This is a genomic window from Amphritea pacifica, from assembly GCF_016924145.1.
Taxonomy (GTDB): Bacteria; Pseudomonadota; Gammaproteobacteria; order Pseudomonadales; family Balneatricaceae; genus Amphritea; species Amphritea pacifica.
The window spans coordinates 18,452-38,260 of sequence record NZ_JAFFZO010000003.1; the positions used below are offsets into that span (position 1 = coordinate 18,452).

Annotated in this window: 13 protein-coding genes and 2 pseudogenes; 12 read left to right on the top strand and 3 right to left on the bottom strand. The window is 52.5% G+C overall.

The features are described 5' to 3' along the window. Window positions 1-33 precede the first annotated feature (33 nt). The 7 genes and pseudogenes from JW499_RS22990 to JW499_RS01900 form a co-directional block, all read left to right on the top strand. Window positions 34-639, top strand: a pseudogene (locus tag JW499_RS22990) (DNA translocase FtsK 4TM domain-containing protein); the annotation flags it as partial. 657 nt (window positions 640-1,296) lie between these two features. Further along, window positions 1,297-2,787, top strand: a pseudogene (locus JW499_RS22995) (DNA translocase FtsK); the annotation flags it as partial. Between the two features lie 2 nt (window positions 2,788-2,789). Then, window positions 2,790-3,446 (top strand): outer membrane lipoprotein periplasmic chaperone LolA, encoded by a 657-nt coding sequence (lolA, locus tag JW499_RS01880; RefSeq protein ID WP_205208995.1) that lies wholly within the window; start codon window positions 2,790-2,792, stop codon window positions 3,444-3,446. Then, on the top strand, window positions 3,446-4,792 hold the full coding sequence (locus tag JW499_RS01885) for a replication-associated recombination protein A (protein ID WP_091359117.1): 1,347 nt from the start codon (window positions 3,446-3,448) through the stop codon (window positions 4,790-4,792). The genes lolA and JW499_RS01885 overlap by 1 nt, the downstream gene beginning before the upstream one ends. 3 nt (window positions 4,793-4,795) lie before the next feature. Further along, window positions 4,796-5,170 carry a fluoride efflux transporter CrcB gene (gene crcB, locus JW499_RS01890; RefSeq protein WP_205208996.1) on the top strand — a complete coding sequence of 125 codons (375 nt, stop codon included), beginning with the start codon at window positions 4,796-4,798 and terminating at the stop codon, window positions 5,168-5,170. A gap of 22 nt (window positions 5,171-5,192) precedes the next feature. Continuing rightward, window positions 5,193-6,464: a serine--tRNA ligase gene (serS, locus tag JW499_RS01895; RefSeq protein ID WP_205208997.1), complete on the top strand. Its 1,272-nt coding sequence runs from the start codon at window positions 5,193-5,195 to the stop codon at window positions 6,462-6,464. A 199-nt stretch (window positions 6,465-6,663) separates the two neighbouring features. Next, entirely contained in the window at window positions 6,664-7,887 is a 1,224-nt protein-coding gene (locus JW499_RS01900) for a UbiH/UbiF/VisC/COQ6 family ubiquinone biosynthesis hydroxylase (protein WP_205208998.1), read from the top strand. Window positions 7,888-7,981: 94 nt separating this feature from the next. Here JW499_RS01900 and JW499_RS01905 read toward each other — a convergent pair whose 3' ends face one another. Further along, window positions 7,982-8,602, bottom strand: coding sequence for a phasin family protein (locus JW499_RS01905; protein ID WP_205208999.1), 621 nt, complete (start codon window positions 8,600-8,602; stop codon window positions 7,982-7,984). 364 nt (window positions 8,603-8,966) lie between these two features. Here JW499_RS01905 and JW499_RS01910 point away from each other — a divergent pair, with 364 nt between their 5' ends. Together JW499_RS01910 and JW499_RS01915 are read left to right on the top strand one after the other, a co-directional pair. Next, window positions 8,967-11,873 carry an insulinase family protein gene (locus JW499_RS01910; RefSeq protein WP_205209000.1) on the top strand — a complete coding sequence of 969 codons (2,907 nt, stop codon included), beginning with the start codon at window positions 8,967-8,969 and terminating at the stop codon, window positions 11,871-11,873. A 55-nt stretch (window positions 11,874-11,928) separates the two neighbouring features. Further along, window positions 11,929-12,813: a DMT family transporter gene (locus tag JW499_RS01915; protein ID WP_205209001.1), complete on the top strand. Its 885-nt coding sequence runs from the start codon at window positions 11,929-11,931 to the stop codon at window positions 12,811-12,813. A 3-nt stretch (window positions 12,814-12,816) separates the two neighbouring features. Here the strand turns inward: JW499_RS01915 and JW499_RS01920 are convergent, their stop codons facing one another. Next, window positions 12,817-13,764 carry a 5'-nucleotidase gene (locus JW499_RS01920; protein ID WP_205209002.1) on the bottom strand — a complete coding sequence of 316 codons (948 nt, stop codon included), beginning with the start codon at window positions 13,762-13,764 and terminating at the stop codon, window positions 12,817-12,819. Window positions 13,765-13,917: 153 nt separating this feature from the next. Between JW499_RS01920 and mtgA the strand changes: the two genes are divergently transcribed. The 3 genes from mtgA to JW499_RS01935 all read left to right on the top strand — a co-directional run bounded on the left by mtgA (window position 13,918) and on the right by JW499_RS01935 (window position 15,810). Further along, window positions 13,918-14,610, top strand: a complete 693-nt coding sequence (gene mtgA / locus JW499_RS01925) for a monofunctional biosynthetic peptidoglycan transglycosylase (RefSeq protein ID WP_205209003.1) — start codon at window positions 13,918-13,920, stop codon at window positions 14,608-14,610. 150 nt (window positions 14,611-14,760) lie between these two features. Continuing rightward, a complete protein-coding gene (locus JW499_RS01930; protein ID WP_091359092.1) occupies window positions 14,761-14,991 on the top strand; it encodes a DUF350 domain-containing protein in 231 nt (76 codons plus the stop codon). 6 nt (window positions 14,992-14,997) lie between these two features. Continuing rightward, window positions 14,998-15,810, top strand: a complete 813-nt coding sequence (locus tag JW499_RS01935) for a transglutaminase-like domain-containing protein (protein ID WP_205209004.1) — start codon at window positions 14,998-15,000, stop codon at window positions 15,808-15,810. A 68-nt stretch (window positions 15,811-15,878) separates the two neighbouring features. On the opposite strand, the gene metH is transcribed toward JW499_RS01935, so the two are convergent. Further along, window positions 15,879-19,595 (bottom strand): methionine synthase, encoded by a 3,717-nt coding sequence (gene metH, locus JW499_RS01940; RefSeq protein WP_205209005.1) that lies wholly within the window; start codon window positions 19,593-19,595, stop codon window positions 15,879-15,881. Between the last annotated feature and the right edge of the window lie 214 nt (window positions 19,596-19,809).

Sequence of the window (19,809 nt, forward strand, 5' to 3'; positions counted from 1 at the left end):
GGCACTATTGTGTCTGGGGGGCTGGGGCTAAATATGTTATTTTTTAGCTCTTATTTATGGATAGTTGTAAGGATATTTTTCTTGTCTCAGAGTGGTCAAACAAATAGTCATGAAGCCAGTGTTAAAACTGCTGCGAACGAAACCAGAATTGTGTCGTTTTCTGAGCTGCTAGGTCGGGTAGTGAAAGAGGGCGGGCTGATCATTGTGATTGGCTTCGCTGTTTTTCTGCAGCTTGCGCTGCTTGGCTATGATAGCCGGGACCCGGGTTGGTCACACCTGGGATACCAGCCTGAAGCGCGAAATTTCACCGGTTATGTCGGTGCCTGGCTGGCCGATCTCGGTCTGTCTGTGTTTGGTCTTGCCGCCTGGCTTATACCACTGATGCTGATTGTACCTGCGTTACGCTTTATGGTGCGACGGCATGTCTCGCTGCTGGATGGGATCCCCTTTATGATGTTGCGGGTTATCGGAGCGGTACTGGTGCTGCTCTGTCTTGCCACCCTGGCTGCAACCCATCTTTCTAATGCTACTGCACAGCTGCCCTTCAGTATGGGGGGGCTGGTCGGGCAGGCCGTGTCTGATCTTGCAGTCTCTCTGTTTAGTCTGATCGGTAGTTCGGTGGTGATCTGGACAGTACTGCTATTTGGCATCACTCTGATGCTTGAGCTTTCCTGGTCGCACCTGCTGGAACGGCTGGGAGGGCTGTTGTTCACAGCCGGAGCCGCATTGAAACCCGCTGCACGTGAAAAGCCTCAGAAACCCGCGGTTAATCCTTACGCCGCAGAGGATGAAGAGAAGCGCAACCTTCTCAGAGCTGCTGCCCGACAGGGACGTTCAGCTGATGTCTCACAGCGTTCAGAACCCGTTGTTGATATTGACCTGCCGACCCTGAAAGATCAGCCCGTCCGGGACGGTTTGCACAGGGCGGAGCAAAAACATGAAGCACGCCGTCAGGAACCGTTTTTTGAGCAGCCATTGATGGAGCCTCAGGACGTTCCAGTTGCTGCCGACAATTACTATGCTGATCAGACCATCACTGAGCAGGTGTTTGACCGGGCAGACTATCCCGCTGCCCATGATCCGGGCCACACTGAGGATATTCCTCTGGTCACTGAGTATGCTGATGCGCACAGCGGACAGGCTTATATGTCTGAGTTGGATCAGCCGCTGACTGTCGTCGATCGCAAAGGTGTCAGGGTGGTGCCGCTGTCGGAAGCGCATACGCCAATGAAGGACAGCGAACTGGGGCTGGATCATATTTCTCAGGTCACCCGTCGGCGCGAACCCCGCAGAAAAATACCCTCGCTGGATCTTCTTGATGCTCCAGAACTCAAACAGGGGCACTGTTACAGTGATGATCAGCTGGAGGAGATGTCGCGTCTGCTGGAAAGCAAACTGAAAGACTTTGGTATCGTAGCTGAGGTCGTCGAGGTTAACCCGGGCCCGGTTATTACCCGGTTTGAGCTACAGCCGGCACCGGGTGTCAAGGCCAGCCGGATAACCAATCTGGCCCGCGATTTGGCACGATCTATGGCGGTGATGAGCGTGCGGGTAGTCGAGGTCATTGCGGGTAAATCGGTGATCGGTATCGAGATACCGAACGAAGAGCGGCAAATGGTGCGCCTGAGCGAAGTGCTCAACTCTAAACCCTATAAAGAGGCCTCATCCAAGCTGACGCTGGGGCTGGGTAACGATATTGCCGGTAATCCGGTGGTTGCCAATCTGGCGAAAATGCCTCACCTGCTGGTAGCCGGTACCACCGGCTCCGGTAAGTCGGTGGGGGTGAACGCGATGCTGCTGAGTTTGCTGTTTAAGGCAACGCCGGATGAAGTACGGCTGATGCTGGTCGACCCGAAAATGCTTGAGTTGTCGGTTTATGAGGGCATTCCGCACCTGCTGGCACCGGTTATTACCGATATGAAAGAGGCCGCCGGTGGATTACGCTGGTGTGTTGCTGAGATGGAGAGGCGCTATAAACTGATGTCCAAAATGGGTGTCAGGAACATTGCAGGTTATAACGATAAAGTCAATGAAGCGCGCGATAAAGGCACTCCATTGCTGGACCCTCTGTGGAATCCGGAAGAGCAGGGGTTACCATCCGACGCACCGGCACCCTACCTGGAGACACTGCCCTATATTGTGGTGTGTATCGATGAGTTTGCCGATATGATCATGGTTGTCGGCAAAAAAGTTGAAGAACTGATTGCCCGGATAGCGCAGAAGGCCCGGGCCGCCGGTATCCACCTGATTCTCGCAACTCAGCGCCCCTCGGTGGATGTTATTACCGGTCTGATCAAGGCTAACATCCCCACCCGTATCGGCTTCCAGGTGTCCTCAAAGATCGACTCGCGGACGGTGCTTGACCAGAGTGGAGCGGAGCACCTGCTGGGTAACGGCGATATGCTCTATCTGCCGGCAGGTAGCAGCCTGCCAAACCGGGTGCATGGTGCGTTTGTCAGTGATGACGAAGTGCATCGGGTGGTCGAATCCTGGAAGAAGATCGGCTCGCCTGACTATCTGATTACCGATCTGTCAGAGGTTGTGGAAGGCGGGAGTGGTGGCTTTTCCGGCGATATGGATGATGAACAGGATGCCTTGTATGACGAAGCGGTGGCGTTTGTTACCGAAACCCGCAAAGCCTCAATTTCCTCTGTACAGCGTAAACTGAAAATTGGTTATAACCGGGCCGCCCGGATGATCGAAACCATGGAAGCGGCTGGAGTTGTTTCTCCGGCCAGTCATAACGGCGCCCGTGAAGTACTGGCTCCACCACCGCCTAAGGATTGATAATGATGTTTAAAAAAATAGCAGCTGTCGCTCTGCTGGGGTGTTCACTGAGTTTCTCTGCGCTGGCTGATATCCAGGAAAATGCGGGGCCGCAGCTCGACAATCTGCTGGCAAAGTTTGACAGTTTCAGCGCTGACTTCGATCAGGTGTCTGGCAGTGAAGATAGCCGCCGTATGGAAAACTCCCGGGGGACCCTGTTGCTGGCCAAACCCAATAAATTCAGATGGATTGCTACCGAGCCATTTGCCCAGACACTGGTCAGTGATGGTGAAACGCTGTGGATCTACGACCCGGATCTGGAACAGGCAACCCGCCGCAAAGTGGCTGATAGTGACTCAGGGGTTCCGGCTCTGATTCTGAATGGTCAGATAGACCAGTTACAGTCTCAGTACCGAATTCGGTTATTGCAGGAGAAGGGCGGTAATCAGCTGTTTGAACTGCTTCCCATTAATGATGCTGAAGTCTTTACCCGTATCCGTTTGCTGTTTACTGATGGTCTTATTAAAGAGTTGCAGATGGAAGACTCTCTTGGTCAGAAAACTTCAATAATGTTTAATAATCAGAAGCTTAATCCAGACTATTCAGAAGATTTCTTCACATTTGTGCCGCCTGAAGGCACCGATGTTATTATCGAGAACACCGCGGAGCCTGTTAACTGATGGCAGACCTGTTTGACGATCTCCAGCCGCCCGGATATGAACCCCTGGCCGCCCGGATGCGACCCCGGTCGCTGGATGAATACTGCGGCCAGCAACATCTGCTGGGGCAGGGCAAGCCACTACGCAAAGCCCTGGAGCAGGGGACTGTTCACTCAATGATTCTGTGGGGACCACCGGGGGTGGGTAAAACAACCCTGGCCCGCCTGCTGGCCCATCAGGTGGATGCCCATTTTATTATTCTCTCGGCGGTGTTGTCCGGAGTAAAAGATATTCGTGCGTCAGTCGATCAGGCGTTGCAGGTGAAAGCGCAATCCGGGCGCAAAACCATCCTGTTTGTTGATGAGGTGCATCGTTTTAACAAGTCTCAGCAGGATGCGTTTCTGCCATACATTGAAGATGGCACCTTTCTGTTTGTCGGTGCCACCACAGAAAACCCCTCCTTTGAACTGAATAATGCGTTGTTGTCCCGGGCCCGCGTCTATCTGTTACGCAGCCTGGAGCAGGACGATATCGAGGCGCTTTTGCAGCGCGCACTGCATGATCCTGACCGGGGTATTCCTCAGCAACCGCTGGTCTTCCAGGATGGGGCGCTGGATCAGTTGGCCGCGGCCGCAGATGGTGATGGTCGGCGGGGGCTGAACCTGCTAGAAATCGCTGCCGATCTGGCTGATTTTGATGGCACTCAATACACTATCGGACCGCAGATTATTGAAGAGGTGCTGAAGTCCAGTGCGCGCCGCTATGATAAGCAGGGAGACCTGTTCTACGACATGATCTCAGCCTTTCATAAGTCCGTGCGCGGCTCGTCGCCCGATGGTGCCCTGTACTGGTATTGCCGGATGCTGGATGGTGGCTGCGATCCGCTCTATATCGCCCGGCGACTGGTAGCGATCGCGTCTGAGGATATTGGCAATGCTGACCCCCGGGCGATGCAGGTCGCCCTGTCGGCCTGGGATGCCTTTGAGCGGGTCGGGCCTGCAGAGGGCGAGCGGGCGATTGCCCAGGCCGCGATCTATTGCGCCAGCGCGCCGAAGAGTAATGCGGTCTACCGGGCCTTCAATCAGGCAATGGCGGATGTGCGCAGTGATCCCGGTTATGAGGTCCCGGTTCACCTGCGTAATGCGCCGACCAGTCTGATGCAGGACCTTGGATATGGCGCTGAATATCGTTATGCTCATGATGAACCGGATGCCTATGCAGCCGGGGAGTGCTATCTGCCTCCGGAAATTGCCGAGCGTCACTATTACCAGCCACAACCCCGGGGACTGGAGATCCGCATCGGTGATAAACTTGAACATTTGAAAGCACTGGACCGCTCCAGCAGCAAGCAACGATATAAGGATTAGCCAATGCTACACCTGCTTTCAGTCGCCGCAGGCGGCGCTACCGGCGCTCTGGCCCGCTATTGGGTGAGCGGGGTGCTGATCAATAATGCCCAGTATAAGCTGCCTTACGGTACCATGCTCTGTAATGTACTGGGCTCCTTCCTGATGGGAGTGTTTTTTGTGCTGATCATGGAAAAAGCCCGTATCAATCCGGAATTAAGGCCGATTCTGATGGTTGGTTTTCTGGGGGCTTTCACGACTTTTTCCACCTTCTCGCTGGAAGCCGTGACCATGTTGCAAGAAGGGCATATAATGTCCGCCGCAATTTACATATTAATGAGCGTGGTGCTCTGCATGGTCGCCCTGTACAGCGGCCTATGGTTTACTCGCCTGTTCTGACTTTAAGGTTGTTTCTGACATTATGCTAGATCCTAAATTTATACGTTCTAATCCGGAGGAAGTAGCGCAGCTGCTGACCAAGAAGGGTTATAAGTTTCCGGTTGACGAGTTTAATGCGCTGGAAAATCAGCGTCGCGATGTGCAGGTTGAGTCTGAGCGCTTGCAGAACGAGCGCAACACCCGCTCTAAAAATATCGGTAAGGCGAAAGCTGCGGGTGAAGATATCGCCCCTCTGTTGGCTGAAGTCAGCACCCTTGGAGAGCAACTGGATGCCGCTAAAGAGCAGCTGAAAGAGGTGCAGGAACAGATGGATGCGCTGCTGATGGGGATGCCGAATATTCCCCATGAGTCAGTACCTGCCGGTCTGAGCGAAGATGATAATATTGAGATCCGTAAATGGGGTGAGCCAACCCAACTGGATTTCGAGCCTAAAGATCACGTTGATCTGGGGGAGCAGAATGGTGAGCTGGACTTCGCCACCGCCGCGAAAATTACCGGCGCCCGTTTTGCGGTTCTGCGCGGCGGCATCGCCCGTATGCACCGGGCATTAATTCAGTTTATGCTGGATACCCATATCACAGAACACGGCTATGAAGAGACCTATGTCCCTTATCTGGTCAATGCAGATTCATTGCGTGGCACCGGTCAGTTACCCAAGTTTGAAGAGGATCTGTTCAAGGTTCCGGGCGAGCGTGACTACTATCTGATCCCGACAGCAGAAGTGCCGGTCACCAATATCGTTCGCGATGAAATTGTTGATGCCGGGCAGATGCCGCTGAAATTTGTTGCTCATACGCCCTGTTTTCGCAGTGAAGCGGGCAGTCATGGGCGTGATACCCGTGGCATGATCCGTCAGCATCAGTTTGAGAAAGTTGAACTGGTACATATCGTAGAGCCATCACAGTCATGGGATGCGCTGGAAGAGCTGGTTGGTAATGCCGAGAAAATTCTGCAGAAACTGAATCTGCCATACCGCGTAGTCACCCTGTGTGGTGGTGATCTGGGCTTCAGTGCTGCAAAAACATACGATATTGAAGTATGGCTGCCAGGTCAGCAGAAATATCGTGAGATCTCTTCTTGCAGTAATATGGGAGATTTCCAGGCCCGGCGGATGATGGCGCGCTGGCGCAACACTGAAACCGGCAAGCCAGAGCTGGTGCACACGCTGAATGGCTCCGGACTGGCTGTTGGCCGTACTCTGGTGGCGATTCTGGAGAACTACCAGACGGCTGAGGGTAAGGTTAGAGTCCCTGAAGTACTGCTTCCATATATGGGCGGTATTACCGAACTCTGAGTTAAGCAATGAATGTCTTAATCGATAAATAAAAAAGCGCAACTGGCGCTTTTTTTGTGTCTGTAACCATCCTGTGTAGAGATCACCCGACAGCCGTTCAGCGTAGCGGTCCAGGTTGCACAGTAAAACCGCTTTAGAAGCCGCGGACTGAAAGGTACAATTCACTGCTATTTGAGCAGGCTAGCGCTTCGGAGAGAAAATGAAAAACAGGTATGATCTGTTAATAGTCGGTGGGGGTATGGTGGGGGCAACCATCGCTGCAGCACTGGGGAACACCGATCTCAGGATCGCCGTGGTTGAGCAGCAATATCCGGCATCTTTCCAACCGGATTCTGAACATGACCTGCGGGTTTCAGCATTGAGCGTCGCCTCTGAACAGATCTTCAGAACGCTGGGTGTCTGGGATGGCATTGTTGCCCGAAGAGTCTGCCCTTATCGGCGGATGAAGGTGTGGGAGAATGATGAGAAGCGAGCCTCTACAGAGTTTGTCAGTGATGATATCGGCGCGGATCATCTGGGTTATATTGTTGAGAACCGCGTAATTCAGCTGGCACTGCTGGAACAACTTGCTCGCTTCGATAATGTCGATCTGATCTGCCCGGCTGAAACCGTGGACATCGATTACTCGCCTGGCTGTAGCATGTTGCGCCTGACGGATGGCCGGGAACTGATAGGTAAGCTGATCATTGCCGCCGATGGCGGTGGGTCCAGAGTCAGAATGGCCGCTGGAATCGGCGTGCATAGCTGGGATTACGACCAGCATGCACTGGTGGCTTCCGTGGCAACTGCATTGCCTCAGCAGGATATTACCTGGCAACAATTCACGCCCGATGGCCCGCTGGCATTTCTGCCACTGTCGGGTCACCGCGGCTCTCTGGTATGGTACAACCATCCGTCACAGGTCAGGCGACTGCTGAATCTTGATAGCACCGCCTTTGTCGATGAACTGACCCAAACCTTTCCTGAGTGTCTCGGCGGGATTGAGAATCTGATTGAGCGAGGGGCTTTCTCCTTGCGGCGTCAGCATGCTCAGCAATATGTCAAAGAGGGGGTGGCTCTGGCGGGGGATGCTGCCCACATGATCAACCCGCTGGCGGGTCAGGGCGTCAATATCGGTCTGTTGGATGCGGCAACCCTGGCAGAGGTAATACTTCAGGGGCATTATGCTGGGGTTGAGATCAGTGATCTGTCGCTATTACAGCAGTACGAACAACAACGGCGGAGTCACAATCTGATGATGATGCAGTTGATGGATGGCTTTTACCGGGTCTTCTCCAATAATCTTCTGCCGTTAAAAATATTGAGAAATCTGGGGCTTGGAGCAGCTGAGCGAATTTCACCTGCAAAAAACAGAGTGATGCGTTTTGCGATGGGACTGGAGGGGAAACTGCCGGCCCTTGCCAGAGGGGAGCCCCTTAGATAATTTGCGGTTATTCAAACAGCAACGAAAGTTTGTTCGCAGAAACAGAAACGGAACCCTGAGGTTCCGTTTGTTTTTTTAATTCTGATAGTAAATCTTATTTAGCTTCATCAGCCTTGGGAGCTGCGACAGCAGCAGGTGCTGCGGCTTTCTTCGCAGGCGCTTTCTTGGCGGCAGGTTTTGCCGCTGGCTTAGGTGCAGCGGCCTTTGCCGGAGCAGGTTTGGCAGCAGCTTTTGGTGCTGCAGCTTTTGCTGGAGCAGGCTTGGGAGCTGCAGCTTTTTTGGCCGGAGCAGGCTTGGCAGTCGCCTTAGCTGCAGGCTTTGGGTCAGCTTTTTTAGCTGTAGGCGCTGCAGCGGTCATGAACTTACTCAGGTCTTCAAAGTAGTTCATATCTTTCAGGCCGAGGCCAGCGAAGCTTTTCTCAATCACAGCTGTCAGTTCAGCTTTGGCTGAATTCAGTGCTGCCATCTCTTCTTCAGCAACATTGGTCAGTTTAGTTTCAAGCGTCTTAACATATTCAACCTGAAGATCGATCGCTTCTTTCGGGTCTTTGATAGAAGACAATGCCTGCATTTGCGCCATGGTCGCGTTGACAAAGTCAGACACATAACCAGACTGCAGCTCGATCAGTTTCTCTGCTGCTTTTTTGTTGATTTCAGCCATATCAACAACTGGCTTCATGTTTTCCTGAACGTCTTTCATCATTTCTTCGTACATGTTTTTTCACCTGTGATCGCAAGAGTTTCAATCTTTGTGCGTTGCAGCAATTTTGCTCACTATATTCGGCGAACGCAATAATGTCAATTATCTTGCTGCGGTGCAGCAAAGCGATATTTAACAAAGAACACAACTGTTTGGCAGAAGTTCCCGGCAATACTAACCTAAAGATCATAGATGAAATAAAGATGACAACAGGTTAAAAAAACTACGGCCGGAGGGTTCCTGATAGTTACTTTAGCTCAGATATCTGATGGCGTATCACTAATCGGCGATTTCTTTGATGTGAGCGGGTCAAAAGAGATTGATTTAGTTACAATGATCGCAATATCTACCATTGAGATCACTGACATTGGATAACACTATGACCTGTCACCCGGCTTTTCAACACAAGCGCACCGAAACAATCGAATCACTGGGCATCGATGTTCAGGAATATGTGCATACCGATACCGGTGCGCTTCACTATCATATTGCTGCTGATAACCAGGAAAATGTTTTCCTTGTTGCTTTTCGTACTGTGCCGGAAGATAACTGCGGAGTTGCCCATATTCTGGAACATACTGCGTTGTGCGGTAGTCGCAACTATCCGGTACGCGATCCCTTTTTTATGATGAGCCGGCGCTCCCTGAATACCTTCATGAACGCCTTCACCAGCAGTGACTGGACTGCCTATCCATTTGCCAGCCAGAACCGTAAAGACTTTTTTAACCTGCTGGATGTTTATCTGGATGCGGCATTTTTTTCCCGTCTTGACCCGCTGGACTTTGCTCAGGAGGGACACAGGATTGAGTTCAGTGAGACGAATAATAGCGATAGTCCGCTGGTCTACAAAGGGGTGGTTTACAATGAGATGAAAGGGGCGATGAGTTCACCAGTCTCATACCTGTGGCAGACCCTGACCCGTTATCTGTTTCCATCTACCACCTATCATTACAACTCCGGAGGGGATCCCGAAGCGATTCCTGATCTCAGTTACGAGCAGTTGCTGCACTTTTATAAGACCCATTATCACCCATCCAATGCGGTGTTTATGACCTTTGGTGATATCCCGGTTGAAGAGTTGCAGCAACGTTTTGAAACCCAGGCGCTATCCAGTTTCGACAAACTCGATGCGGAGATAGCCGTCGGTGACGAGAAACGCTATTTCTCTCCGGTCAGAGTTGAGGAGGCCTATGCCCTGGATGATGAAAATACCAGCGCTAAGACCCACCATGTGCTGGCCTGGTTGCTGGGCCCGAGTATCGATCTTGAGCAGCAGTTAAAAGCGCACCTGCTGTCCCGGGTTTTGCTGGATAACAGCTCCTCTCCATTACGCTATGCCCTTGAATCCACCGAACTTGGAACGTCGCCTTCACCGCTTTGCGGCCTGGAAGACTCAAACCGGGAGATGGGCTTTATGTGCGGCATCGAAGGCAGTGAACCTGATAAGGCAGCAGAGTTTGAGCAACTGGTGCTGGATACGCTGGCCAAAGTTGCGGAGGAAGGCGTACCTCAGGAGCACCTCGAAGCCGCATTGCACCAATTGGAACTGAGTCAGCGCGAGATCAGTGGTGACGGATACCCCTACGGCATGAGCCTGATTCTGGCTTCGTTGTCATCTGCGATTCATCGCGGTGATCCGATTGCACTGCTGAATCTCGATCCGGTGCTGGCTAAGTTGCATGAAGAGATTACTCACCCGGACTTCATTCCGTCGATGGTACGTGAGCTGCTGGATAATCCTCACCGGGTCAGGCTGACGCTGCGGCCGGATGCTAAGCTGGCGGCAAAACGCGATGCAGCGGAAACGGCGAAACTGGAAAAAATTCGCCAGTCGCTGGATGAGAAACAGAAACAGGCGGTTATACAGCAGGCTGAAGCACTGGAACGGCGGCAGAACCAGGTAGACGATGAAACCCTGCTTCCAAAAGTGACCATCGTGGATGTGCCGGCGCAGATGCGTATTCCTCACGGGACGGAAGAGTCACTACAGGGCTTCAGATACCACTTCTATCCTCAGGGGACTAATGGTCTGGTATATGAACAGGTGATTATCGATCTGCCTGCCCTGAGTGAAGCGGAACAACAACTGATCCCACTCTACAGTCACTGTCTGACTGAACTGGGTTGTGACGGTAAGAGTTATCAGGACACCCAGGCCTTGCAATCGCAGGTGTGCGGCAGCATCAGTGCATACTCTTCGGTGCGCGGCAGTATTGAGGATGAACAGAAGGTCAGCGGTTATATGACGCTGTCAGCCAAGGCGCTACTGAGCAAACAGGCTGAAATGACCAGTCTGGTGTATAAAACTCTCACCAGTGTCCGTTTTGATGAACTGAGCCGGATTCGTGAGCTGGTATCGCAGCAGCGTACCCGCAAGGAACAGAGCGTGACAGGGCAGGGACACAGTCTGGCAATTATGGCTGCGGCCAGTCAGTTGTCACCTGGCGGGCAGTGGTCGCATAACTTACGAGGGTTACAGAGTATTCGTGCAATCAAAGCATTGGATGAAAGTATTCGTAACGAGGATAACCTGAAGCAACTTGCCAGTGCACTGGAAACGCTGCATCAGAAGCTGTTAAAAGCGCCGCGGCGCTTCCTGATTGTGACAGAAGCTGAACATCAGCAGCAGGTTGCTGAAACCCTGGCTTCACAGTGGCAGGATGTTGCGACTGAGGATGGTTTTGTTCCTTTTACTCTGCCCTCAAGCCGCAGTTGTGTTACCCAGGCCTGGACCACGAGTACTCAGGTGAACTTCTGTGCTAAGGCTTATCCGACGGTTCCGGTGGAGCACGCTGATGCGGCAGCGCTCACTGTGCTGGGGGACTTTTTGCGAAATGGTTTCCTCCACAGAACCGTGCGTGAAAAGGGTGGTGCCTATGGTAGTGGTGCCGGGCAGGATTCGGCGGATGCGGTATTCCGCTTCTTCTCCTATCGTGATCCTCGCCTGAGCGAAACTCTGGCGGATTTTGATGCCTCTCTGGTTTGGTTGCAGGAGAGCGAACTGGAAGCACAAAAGCTGGAAGAAGCGATTCTGGGGGTTGTCAGCAGTATTGATAAACCGGGGTCTCCCGCAGGAGAGGCGAAACAGGCTTATCACAGTGCGCTGTTTGGCCGCACGCCAGAACAGCGCGAACAGTTCCGTCAGCGTATTCTCAAGGTCACCCTGGACGATTTGAAGCGGGTGGCGGCAACCTATCTCAAGCCGGAACAGGCCAGCGTTGCGGTAGTGACCAGCCCGGCTGCGGCAGCCAAACTGGATGAACAGTTTGAAATCATCGCTCTCTGACTGTCTGCTGGAGTTCAATAGCCCCTCTGAGTGATACAGAGGGGCTTTGTTATTTATGAAAAATCATAGTTTTCTGATCGGTGCGGCTCTGATCCTGATATCAGAAATGTTTCTGGTGCTATCCGGCATGGTGATACGACAGGTTTCTGCTGAGTTGCCTACCGAGATGATCGTATTCTTTCGTAACCTGCTGGGGCTGATGCTTTTTGTACCCTGGATGCTGCGTAATGGTATCTCAGTCCTGCACACCACCAAGCTCCACTTTCATCTGATGCGCGCGGGGGTAGGAGTAACAGCAATGACCTGCCTGTTTTATACCTGGGGTCATCTTCCTCTCGCTCAGGCGGCACTGCTGAAACAGACGGCCCCGTTTTTTATGCCGCTGATCGCCTTATGGTGGCTGAAGGAGCGGATAAACCTGCAGGTGAAACTGGCGATTCTGGTGGGGTTTATCGGCGTCGCGTTTATTATCAATCCAACAGAGACAGCGGTGAATGTCGGCATTTTAATTGCCCTGTTTGGTGCCTGTCTGGGGGCGCTGGCGAAAGTGACGGTACGCCGGATGCGGGACACAGAATCACCCCAGTTAATCGTGTTCTATTTTGCGCTGTTCGCCGCAGTGTTGTCGGCTATTCCGGCCTGGCTGAGCGGGGCAGGTTTAACCCTGATTCAGTTTGGCTGGCTGGTGTTGCTGGCGGCCACCTCAACCGTAGCGCAGTTATTGCTCAGCAAAGCCTATGGTATGGCTCCGGCCGGTCAGTTAGCACCCTACACCTACGGTTCGGTTGCCATGGCTGCGGTTCTTGGCTGGCTGGTATGGGATGAGGTGCTGGGACTGCATACCCTGCTGGGCATTCTGCTGGTTTGCTGTGCGGGGATTGTGGCGATGGCGGGGAAACGTTCGCAACCGGTAAAGCCGCTGACAGACCCGGTCCTGTAACGGTTAATCCTCCCCGGTTTCACTGTGGGAGGCCTGAGGCAGGCTGTTGATCAGTGAATCGCTGCGGTAGGGAACCTGACTGCTGGGAACCCGTTTTGAGGCTGATACCAGGTGCGCGGGCTGATCGTCAAAAAAGATATGGGGACGTAAAGCACTCAAAACCGGCTCTTTACTCATCCCTCCGAGAAAAAAAGCCTGATCAACATTGACTCCCCATTGCCGCAAGGTCTTAATAACCCGCAAGTGCGCCGGGCCGTTGCGGGCCGTCACGATGGACAGTCTCAGGGGAGAGCGATCTGCTCCCAGTTTACTGTTGAGTCTGGAAAGCACTCTGACCAGTTTGGCAAAGGGACCATCGGGAAGCACGACATCTTCATTGTCTGACTCATTTTCCTGAAACCGTTCCAGCCCTTCGGTTTTATAGATATATTCTGACTCATCAGAGAATAGTACCGCATCAGCATCAAAAGCTATTCTGATAGTGTCATGGTCCGGCTGAAAACTCTCGGGGGGATCGTATATCAGCGCCGCAGCACAATCCTGGGTATCGATCGCCACCTGCGCATCATCCGGGTGTCGGGTTAACAGCAGATCGACACTGTATGCCTGCAGGAAAGGGGCGAGTGATTCACCTCCGGTAAAGGCTGATCGGGTAATATCCAGGCCGTAGTGCTGAATTGATTTCAATACGCGCAAACCGGTATCAGGGCTGTTTTTAGACATCACCACCACTTCGACCAGTCGCTCGTCGGAAAGGGTGTTCAGGCTGAGCAGCGCTTCCACCAGATGAAAGGCGGTCCCTTTCTCGAGAATTTTATTCTCCTGTTCAAACTGGTAACGGCGGTAAGCCTCTACATCCTGTTGCTGGTAGATACGGTTTTCATGTTCCAGGTTAAACAGCGCGCGGCTGGAAATACCAACCACCAGAACCTCATCCAGGGCAAGTGTCATGTTACTGTCCATTATTATGATCGCCAGATCTGTGTTGTTAGTTAACCATACAACGGGTCGCGAATCATTATTGATCGCTGTTCAAAAAATGGACTGTGTTGGGTATGATCAGTTCTACATCTATTGTGCCCCTAACTCTGCGGTAATCCGATATTGACTGTTTCCCGTTTCTCTATTCGCAAGTGGCTGATCCGAGTGCTGCTCATACTGATTCTGCTTCCGGTACTACTGGTGCTGATGCTGCGTTTTATCGACCCGGCTATATGGATGTGGAAGATACAACGGGACCTTAATCCGCCACAGGGATATCCGGCTCACAGTCAGCATATCTGGGCGCCTCTTGATCAGATTTCCGGGGCGATGCAGCTCGCGGTCATCGCCTCTGAAGATCAGAAGTTTCCGCAACATTGGGGGCTGGATCTGGAATCAATAGCAGATGCCCTCAGTGACAATGAGAAAGGCGGCCGAATCAGAGGCGCCAGCACCCTGACACAGCAGACCGCAAAAAACCTGTTCCTGTGGCCCACCAAAAGCTATCTGCGCAAAGGACTTGAGGCGGGGCTGGCGGTGTTGATGGAGGCCCTGTGGACCAAGCAGCGTATTCTGGAGGTTTATCTCAATATTGTCGAGTTTGGTCCGGGGATCTATGGTGTTGAAGCGGCCAGTCAGGCTTATTTCCATAAACCGGCTCAGCGACTGTCCCCGATCGAAGCGGCGCGCTTAGCCGCGGTGTTACCCAACCCGTACCGTTTGCGTGCTGCCAACCCCAGCAACTATGTCTGGCAGCGCATTCGCTGGATCACCCATCAGATGCAGTTGCTGGGGCCGGAGCACTGGAACCCGTAACGCGGGCCATAGCAGATTGCCTGATGTCACAAAAGATATGCAAAACTGACTGGATTAGTGACGCCTATTGATTCAGAATCAGCGTCAGCCAGACTGATTTGGCTGGCTATCTGTCTTGTCCTGCTAACCTGAATTTAAGGATCGTCCTCTATGGAAATGGAGTTTTTCAGCGCCTCTCTGATCAATCTGTTATTGAATCTGAGTTACACCATCATCGCTCTGGTGGTGGGAGTGTATGCTCTGTTATGGATCGATAAGCGGTTACTCAAAAATATCGATATTGAGGAGGAGATGAAGAAGGGCAATATCGCGGTTTCGATATTTGCCTCAACCGTACTGATCTTCGTCGCCATTATTGTTGCCTCGGGTCTGAAAGGGTAACCGGCCATGTTAAAACGCCTGGGTCAGGGCGCGCTGTTTATTCTCGTCATCATACTGACCTCAGCGCTACAGCAACACCAGCGCTCGCCGGATCTTATGATTGCCGAGGCATTAGAGCGTCTGCCACTGCCATCTGACCCCAACGCATCTCCCGGGTTATTACGCAGCGGATCGCTCCAGTTAATGGCGAATGGCATCACGCTGAATCAGTTGGATATTGATAAGATTCTCAATAAACACCGGGAAAAACCCAGCATCTATCTGTTTGGTCAGGCCGACCTGGGAGCATATATCATGATCGCTCCGGGTGTCGACCGGCGTTATCATCTGGTGAACAGCTATTTTGATGGCTATATGCCGTTCCGGGTTGAGAATCCGGTACTGGCGCTCTATACGGTAGCCCGTCGAAAAAAGTATCAGTTTGACCATATCACCTATCCGGGCCGCCCTGAGGTCTGGCAAAGTAGCCAGCAGGCGTTTTTTTCTGAGGTAGGGGACTGTGAAGACCACGCCATTCTGGTGGCCGACTGGCTCATCGGCCTGGGCTACGATGCCCGGGTTGTCGTTGGCGACTATGATGGAGAGGGGCACGCCTGGGTTGTGTTGTTTGCAGAGGGCCAGGAATTTCTGCTTGAAACAACCCGAAAGCGTGGCCTCAATCGCCTGAAAGCGTTTCCACTGGCTCGCTTGCAGACTAAATATCATCCCACCTTCATGTTTAACAACACTGATTTCTGGCAAAATCAGGGCTCCCGCTTTACCACTGATTATGCATCGTCTGACTGGGTTAAGAGAAGTCACTATCTGGCCGATAGATAGTGGCTGACTGAGGCCGGCACCGGTAAAAAAAAATCCGCCACTGAGGGCGGATTTTTTTGCTCTATCGATCAGCTATCGTCCGGTTCATACCCCAGGTTTGGTGATAACCAGCGTTCCGCTTCGGTTTTCTCCATACCGGTGCGTTTGGCATAGGATTCCAGTTGATCTTCACCGATCTTGGCGACACCGAAATACTGTGATTGCGGATGGCTGAAATACCAGCCGCTGACCGAAGAGGTCGGCAGCATGGCATAACTATCGGTCAGCTGCATACCAATCCGGTTCTCGACATCCAGCAGTTTCCACAACAGTCCTTTCTCGGTGTGTTCCGGGCAGGCTGGGTAACCGGGGGCAGGGCGGATGCCCTGATATTTCTCTCTGATCAGTGCTTCGTTATCCAGGCTTTCATCAGCCGCATAGCCCCAGAACTCACGCCGGGTACGGGCGTGCATATACTCAGCCAGTGCTTCGGCTAACCGGTCCGCCAGGGCTTTCACCATAATACTGTGATAATCATCGTGATCGGCTTCATAGGCGTCGATCATCGCCTGATCACCAATACCGGCGGTGACCGCAAAAGCGCCGAAGTAGTCAGCTTTACCACTCGCTTTCGGTGCGATGAAATCGGCGAGGCACATATTTGCCTTGCCATCGGTTTTCTCGACCTGCTGGCGCAGATGATGCAGGTTCACTAGCACCTCTGAACGACTGTCATCGGTATACAGTTCAATATCGTCATCGTCGACACTGTTAGCCGGGAACAGACCGATCACCGCCCGGGCTTCCAGCTTCTTGTTGGCGATAATATCATCCAGCATCTGCTGAGCATCATGAAACAGGCGGGTCGCCTCTTCACCGATAACCTCATCTGTCAGAATGCGTGGGTAACGTCCCGCCAGCTCCCATGAATGGAAGAACGGGGTCCAGTCGATGTAGTCACGCAGCTCATTCAGGTCGATATTCTCGAAGATCTGGATCCCCGGCTGTGCGGGGACCGGAGGGGTATAGCTATCCCAGTCGATCTTGAATTTGTTGGCCCGGGCCTGAATCAGTGAAATCCGACGCGCCTGGCTTTGGCGTTCAGCATAACGCTGTCGTACGGTTTCATAATCCTCCTGTATCTCCTGCACATAGGCCGCTTTTCGTTCTTTGGACAGCAGGGTGCTGGCAACGTTTACCGCCCGCGATGCATTGGTCACATGGACTACCTGGTCACGGCTGTATGCCTGATCAATTTTCACTGCGGTATGCGCTTTAGAGGTGGTAGCCCCGCCAATCATCAGCGGAATATTAAAGCCCTGGCGCTCCATCTCTCTGGCTACATGGACCATCTCATCCAGCGATGGAGTGATCAGACCAGAAAGACCGATAATATCAACATTCTCTTCACGTGCGGTGCGCAGAATTGTCTCTGCCGGCACCATCACGCCGAGGTCGATAATTTCGTAGTTATTACACTGGAGCACCACCCCAACGATGTTTTTACCGATATCATGAACATCACCCTTTACCGTGGCCATGAGGATCTTGCCGGCAGTTTCGCTGGCCGCGCCCGCTTTCTCCTCTTCGATAAAGGGCATCAGATAGGCGACCGCTTTTTTCATTACCCGGGCAGATTTTACCACCTGAGGCAGGAACATCTTACCTGCGCCGAATAAGTCACCTACCACGCCCATGCCATCCATCAGCGGGCCTTCGATCACCTGGATAGGGCGGTCATAGAGGTGGCGGCACTCTTCGACATCGTCATCAATATATTCGGCGATCCCTTTTACCAGCGAGTGGGACAGACGCTCCTGAACCGGAAGGCTCCGCCATTCCTGGGTTTTCTCCTCAACCTGAGCACCATCACCGCGATATTTCTCAGCAATTTCCAGCAGGTTTTCGGTAGCCTCATCCGAGGTGTTGAGGATCACAGCCTCAACCGCAACCCGCAGCTCTTCCGGCAGGTCATCGTAGATTGCCAACTGACCGGCGTTAACGATACCCATATCCATCCCTTGCTGAATCGCGTGATAGAGGAATACACAGTGGATCGCTTCCCGCACCGGGTTATTACCGCGGAACGAGAATGACACGTTAGATACGCCGCCAGAGATCATCGCATAGGGCAGATTCTTCTTAATCCAGCCCGTAGCGCGGATAAAGTCCAGCGCATAATTATTGTGTTCCTCAATCCCTGTCGCCACGGCAAAGATATTCGGATCGAAGATAATATCTTCTGGTGGAAAGCCGACCTTCTCAGTGAGCACTTTGTAGGAGCGTTCACAGATCTGGATTTTGCGCTCTTCTGTGTCCGCCTGGCCATCCTCATCGAATGCCATGACCACCACCGCAGCACCATAGCGACGCAACAGGTTGGCCTGATAGATAAACTTCTCTTCACCCTCTTTAAGGCTGATGGAGTTCACCACGCCTTTACCCTGAATACATTTCAGGCCTGCTTCGATCACCTCCCATTTAGAGGAGTCGATCATGATCGGAACCCTTGAGATATCCGGTTCAGAGGCGATCAGTGTCAGAAAGCGAACCATCGCCGCTTCTGCATCCAGCATCCCTTCATCCATATTGATATCGATGATCTGGGCACCGTTTTCAACCTGTTGACGGGCAACATCCAGAGCAGTTTCGTAGTCTCCCTCTTTAATCAGGCGTTTGAACATTGCCGATCCGGTGACGTTAGTCCGCTCGCCGACATTAACAAACAGGGTGTCTTTATTGATATTTTGCGGTTCCAGGCCGGAAAGGCGACACTCAACAGGAATCTCAGGAATCTGTCGCGGAGCGAACTCATTAGCGGCATTACCCATAGCGGTAACGTGTGCCGGTGTTGTGCCGCAGCAGCCACCGATAATATTCAGGAAGCCCGCCTGAGCCCACTCACGAATCTCTGTCGCCATCTGTTCGGGCGATTCGTCGTAACCGCCAAAGGCGTTTGGCAGACCTGCGTTCGGGTGAGCGGATACATGAGTGTCTGCGATACGGGAAAGCTCTTCCACATACTGACGCAGCTCTTTAGGCCCCAGGGCGCAGTTCAGTCCGATTGACAGGGGCTTGATATGACGCACAGAGTTCCAGAACGCTTCAGTGGTCTGGCCGGACAGTGTCCGTCCTGAGGCGTCAGTGATGGTGCCGGAGATCATCACCGGCAGGCGCATAGTGTTATCTTCAAAATACTGGTCGACCGCAAAGATGGCGGCTTTGGCATTCAGCGTATCGAAGATGGTTTCGATCAGAATGATATCCACGCCACCTTTTATCAGGCCGTCAATGGACTCGGTATACGCCTCGACTAACTGATCAAAACTGATATTACGGAATCCTGGATCGTTCACATCCGGAGAGATAGAGCAGGTACGGTTAGTCGGGCCAAGAACGCCTGCGACATAACGGGGTCTATCCGGGGTTAACGCAGTAACCTCATCAGCCACTTTGCGGGCCAGTTGGGCGGCTACCCGATTGATCTCATGGCTGATCGTCTCCATCTCGTAATCAGCCATAGCGATAGCAGTTGCGTTAAAAGTGTTGGTTTCCAGTATATCGGCACCAGCATCCAGATAGGCGCGGTGGATATCGCTGATAATATCAGGTTGCGTCAACACCAGCAGATCGTTGTTTCCCTGCAGATCGACCTTCCAGTCGGCAAACCGTTCACCACGAAAATCAGCCTCGTTCAGTTTGCGATCCTGAATCATGGTGCCCATACCGCCATCGAGAACCAGTATGCGTTCTGACAGGGCTTGTTTCAGTTGAACTGTTTTATCTACAGAAGTATGTGCCGACACGTATAAACCTACCAATAACCTATTGTAAAGGCGGCTATTTTAACTAAATTATCGGGCTTGTGGGTGAGTTACACTCAATTGATGATGAAATATATTTGTAGAGCCTGACAGATCAGTGCTCAGAGAACTTTTTTGTCGTTGATATACTGGCTGCGTTTGAAAAAACGGTCATTGCAGAAAGACAAAACCCACTCAGCCAGGACAGGGCGACTGA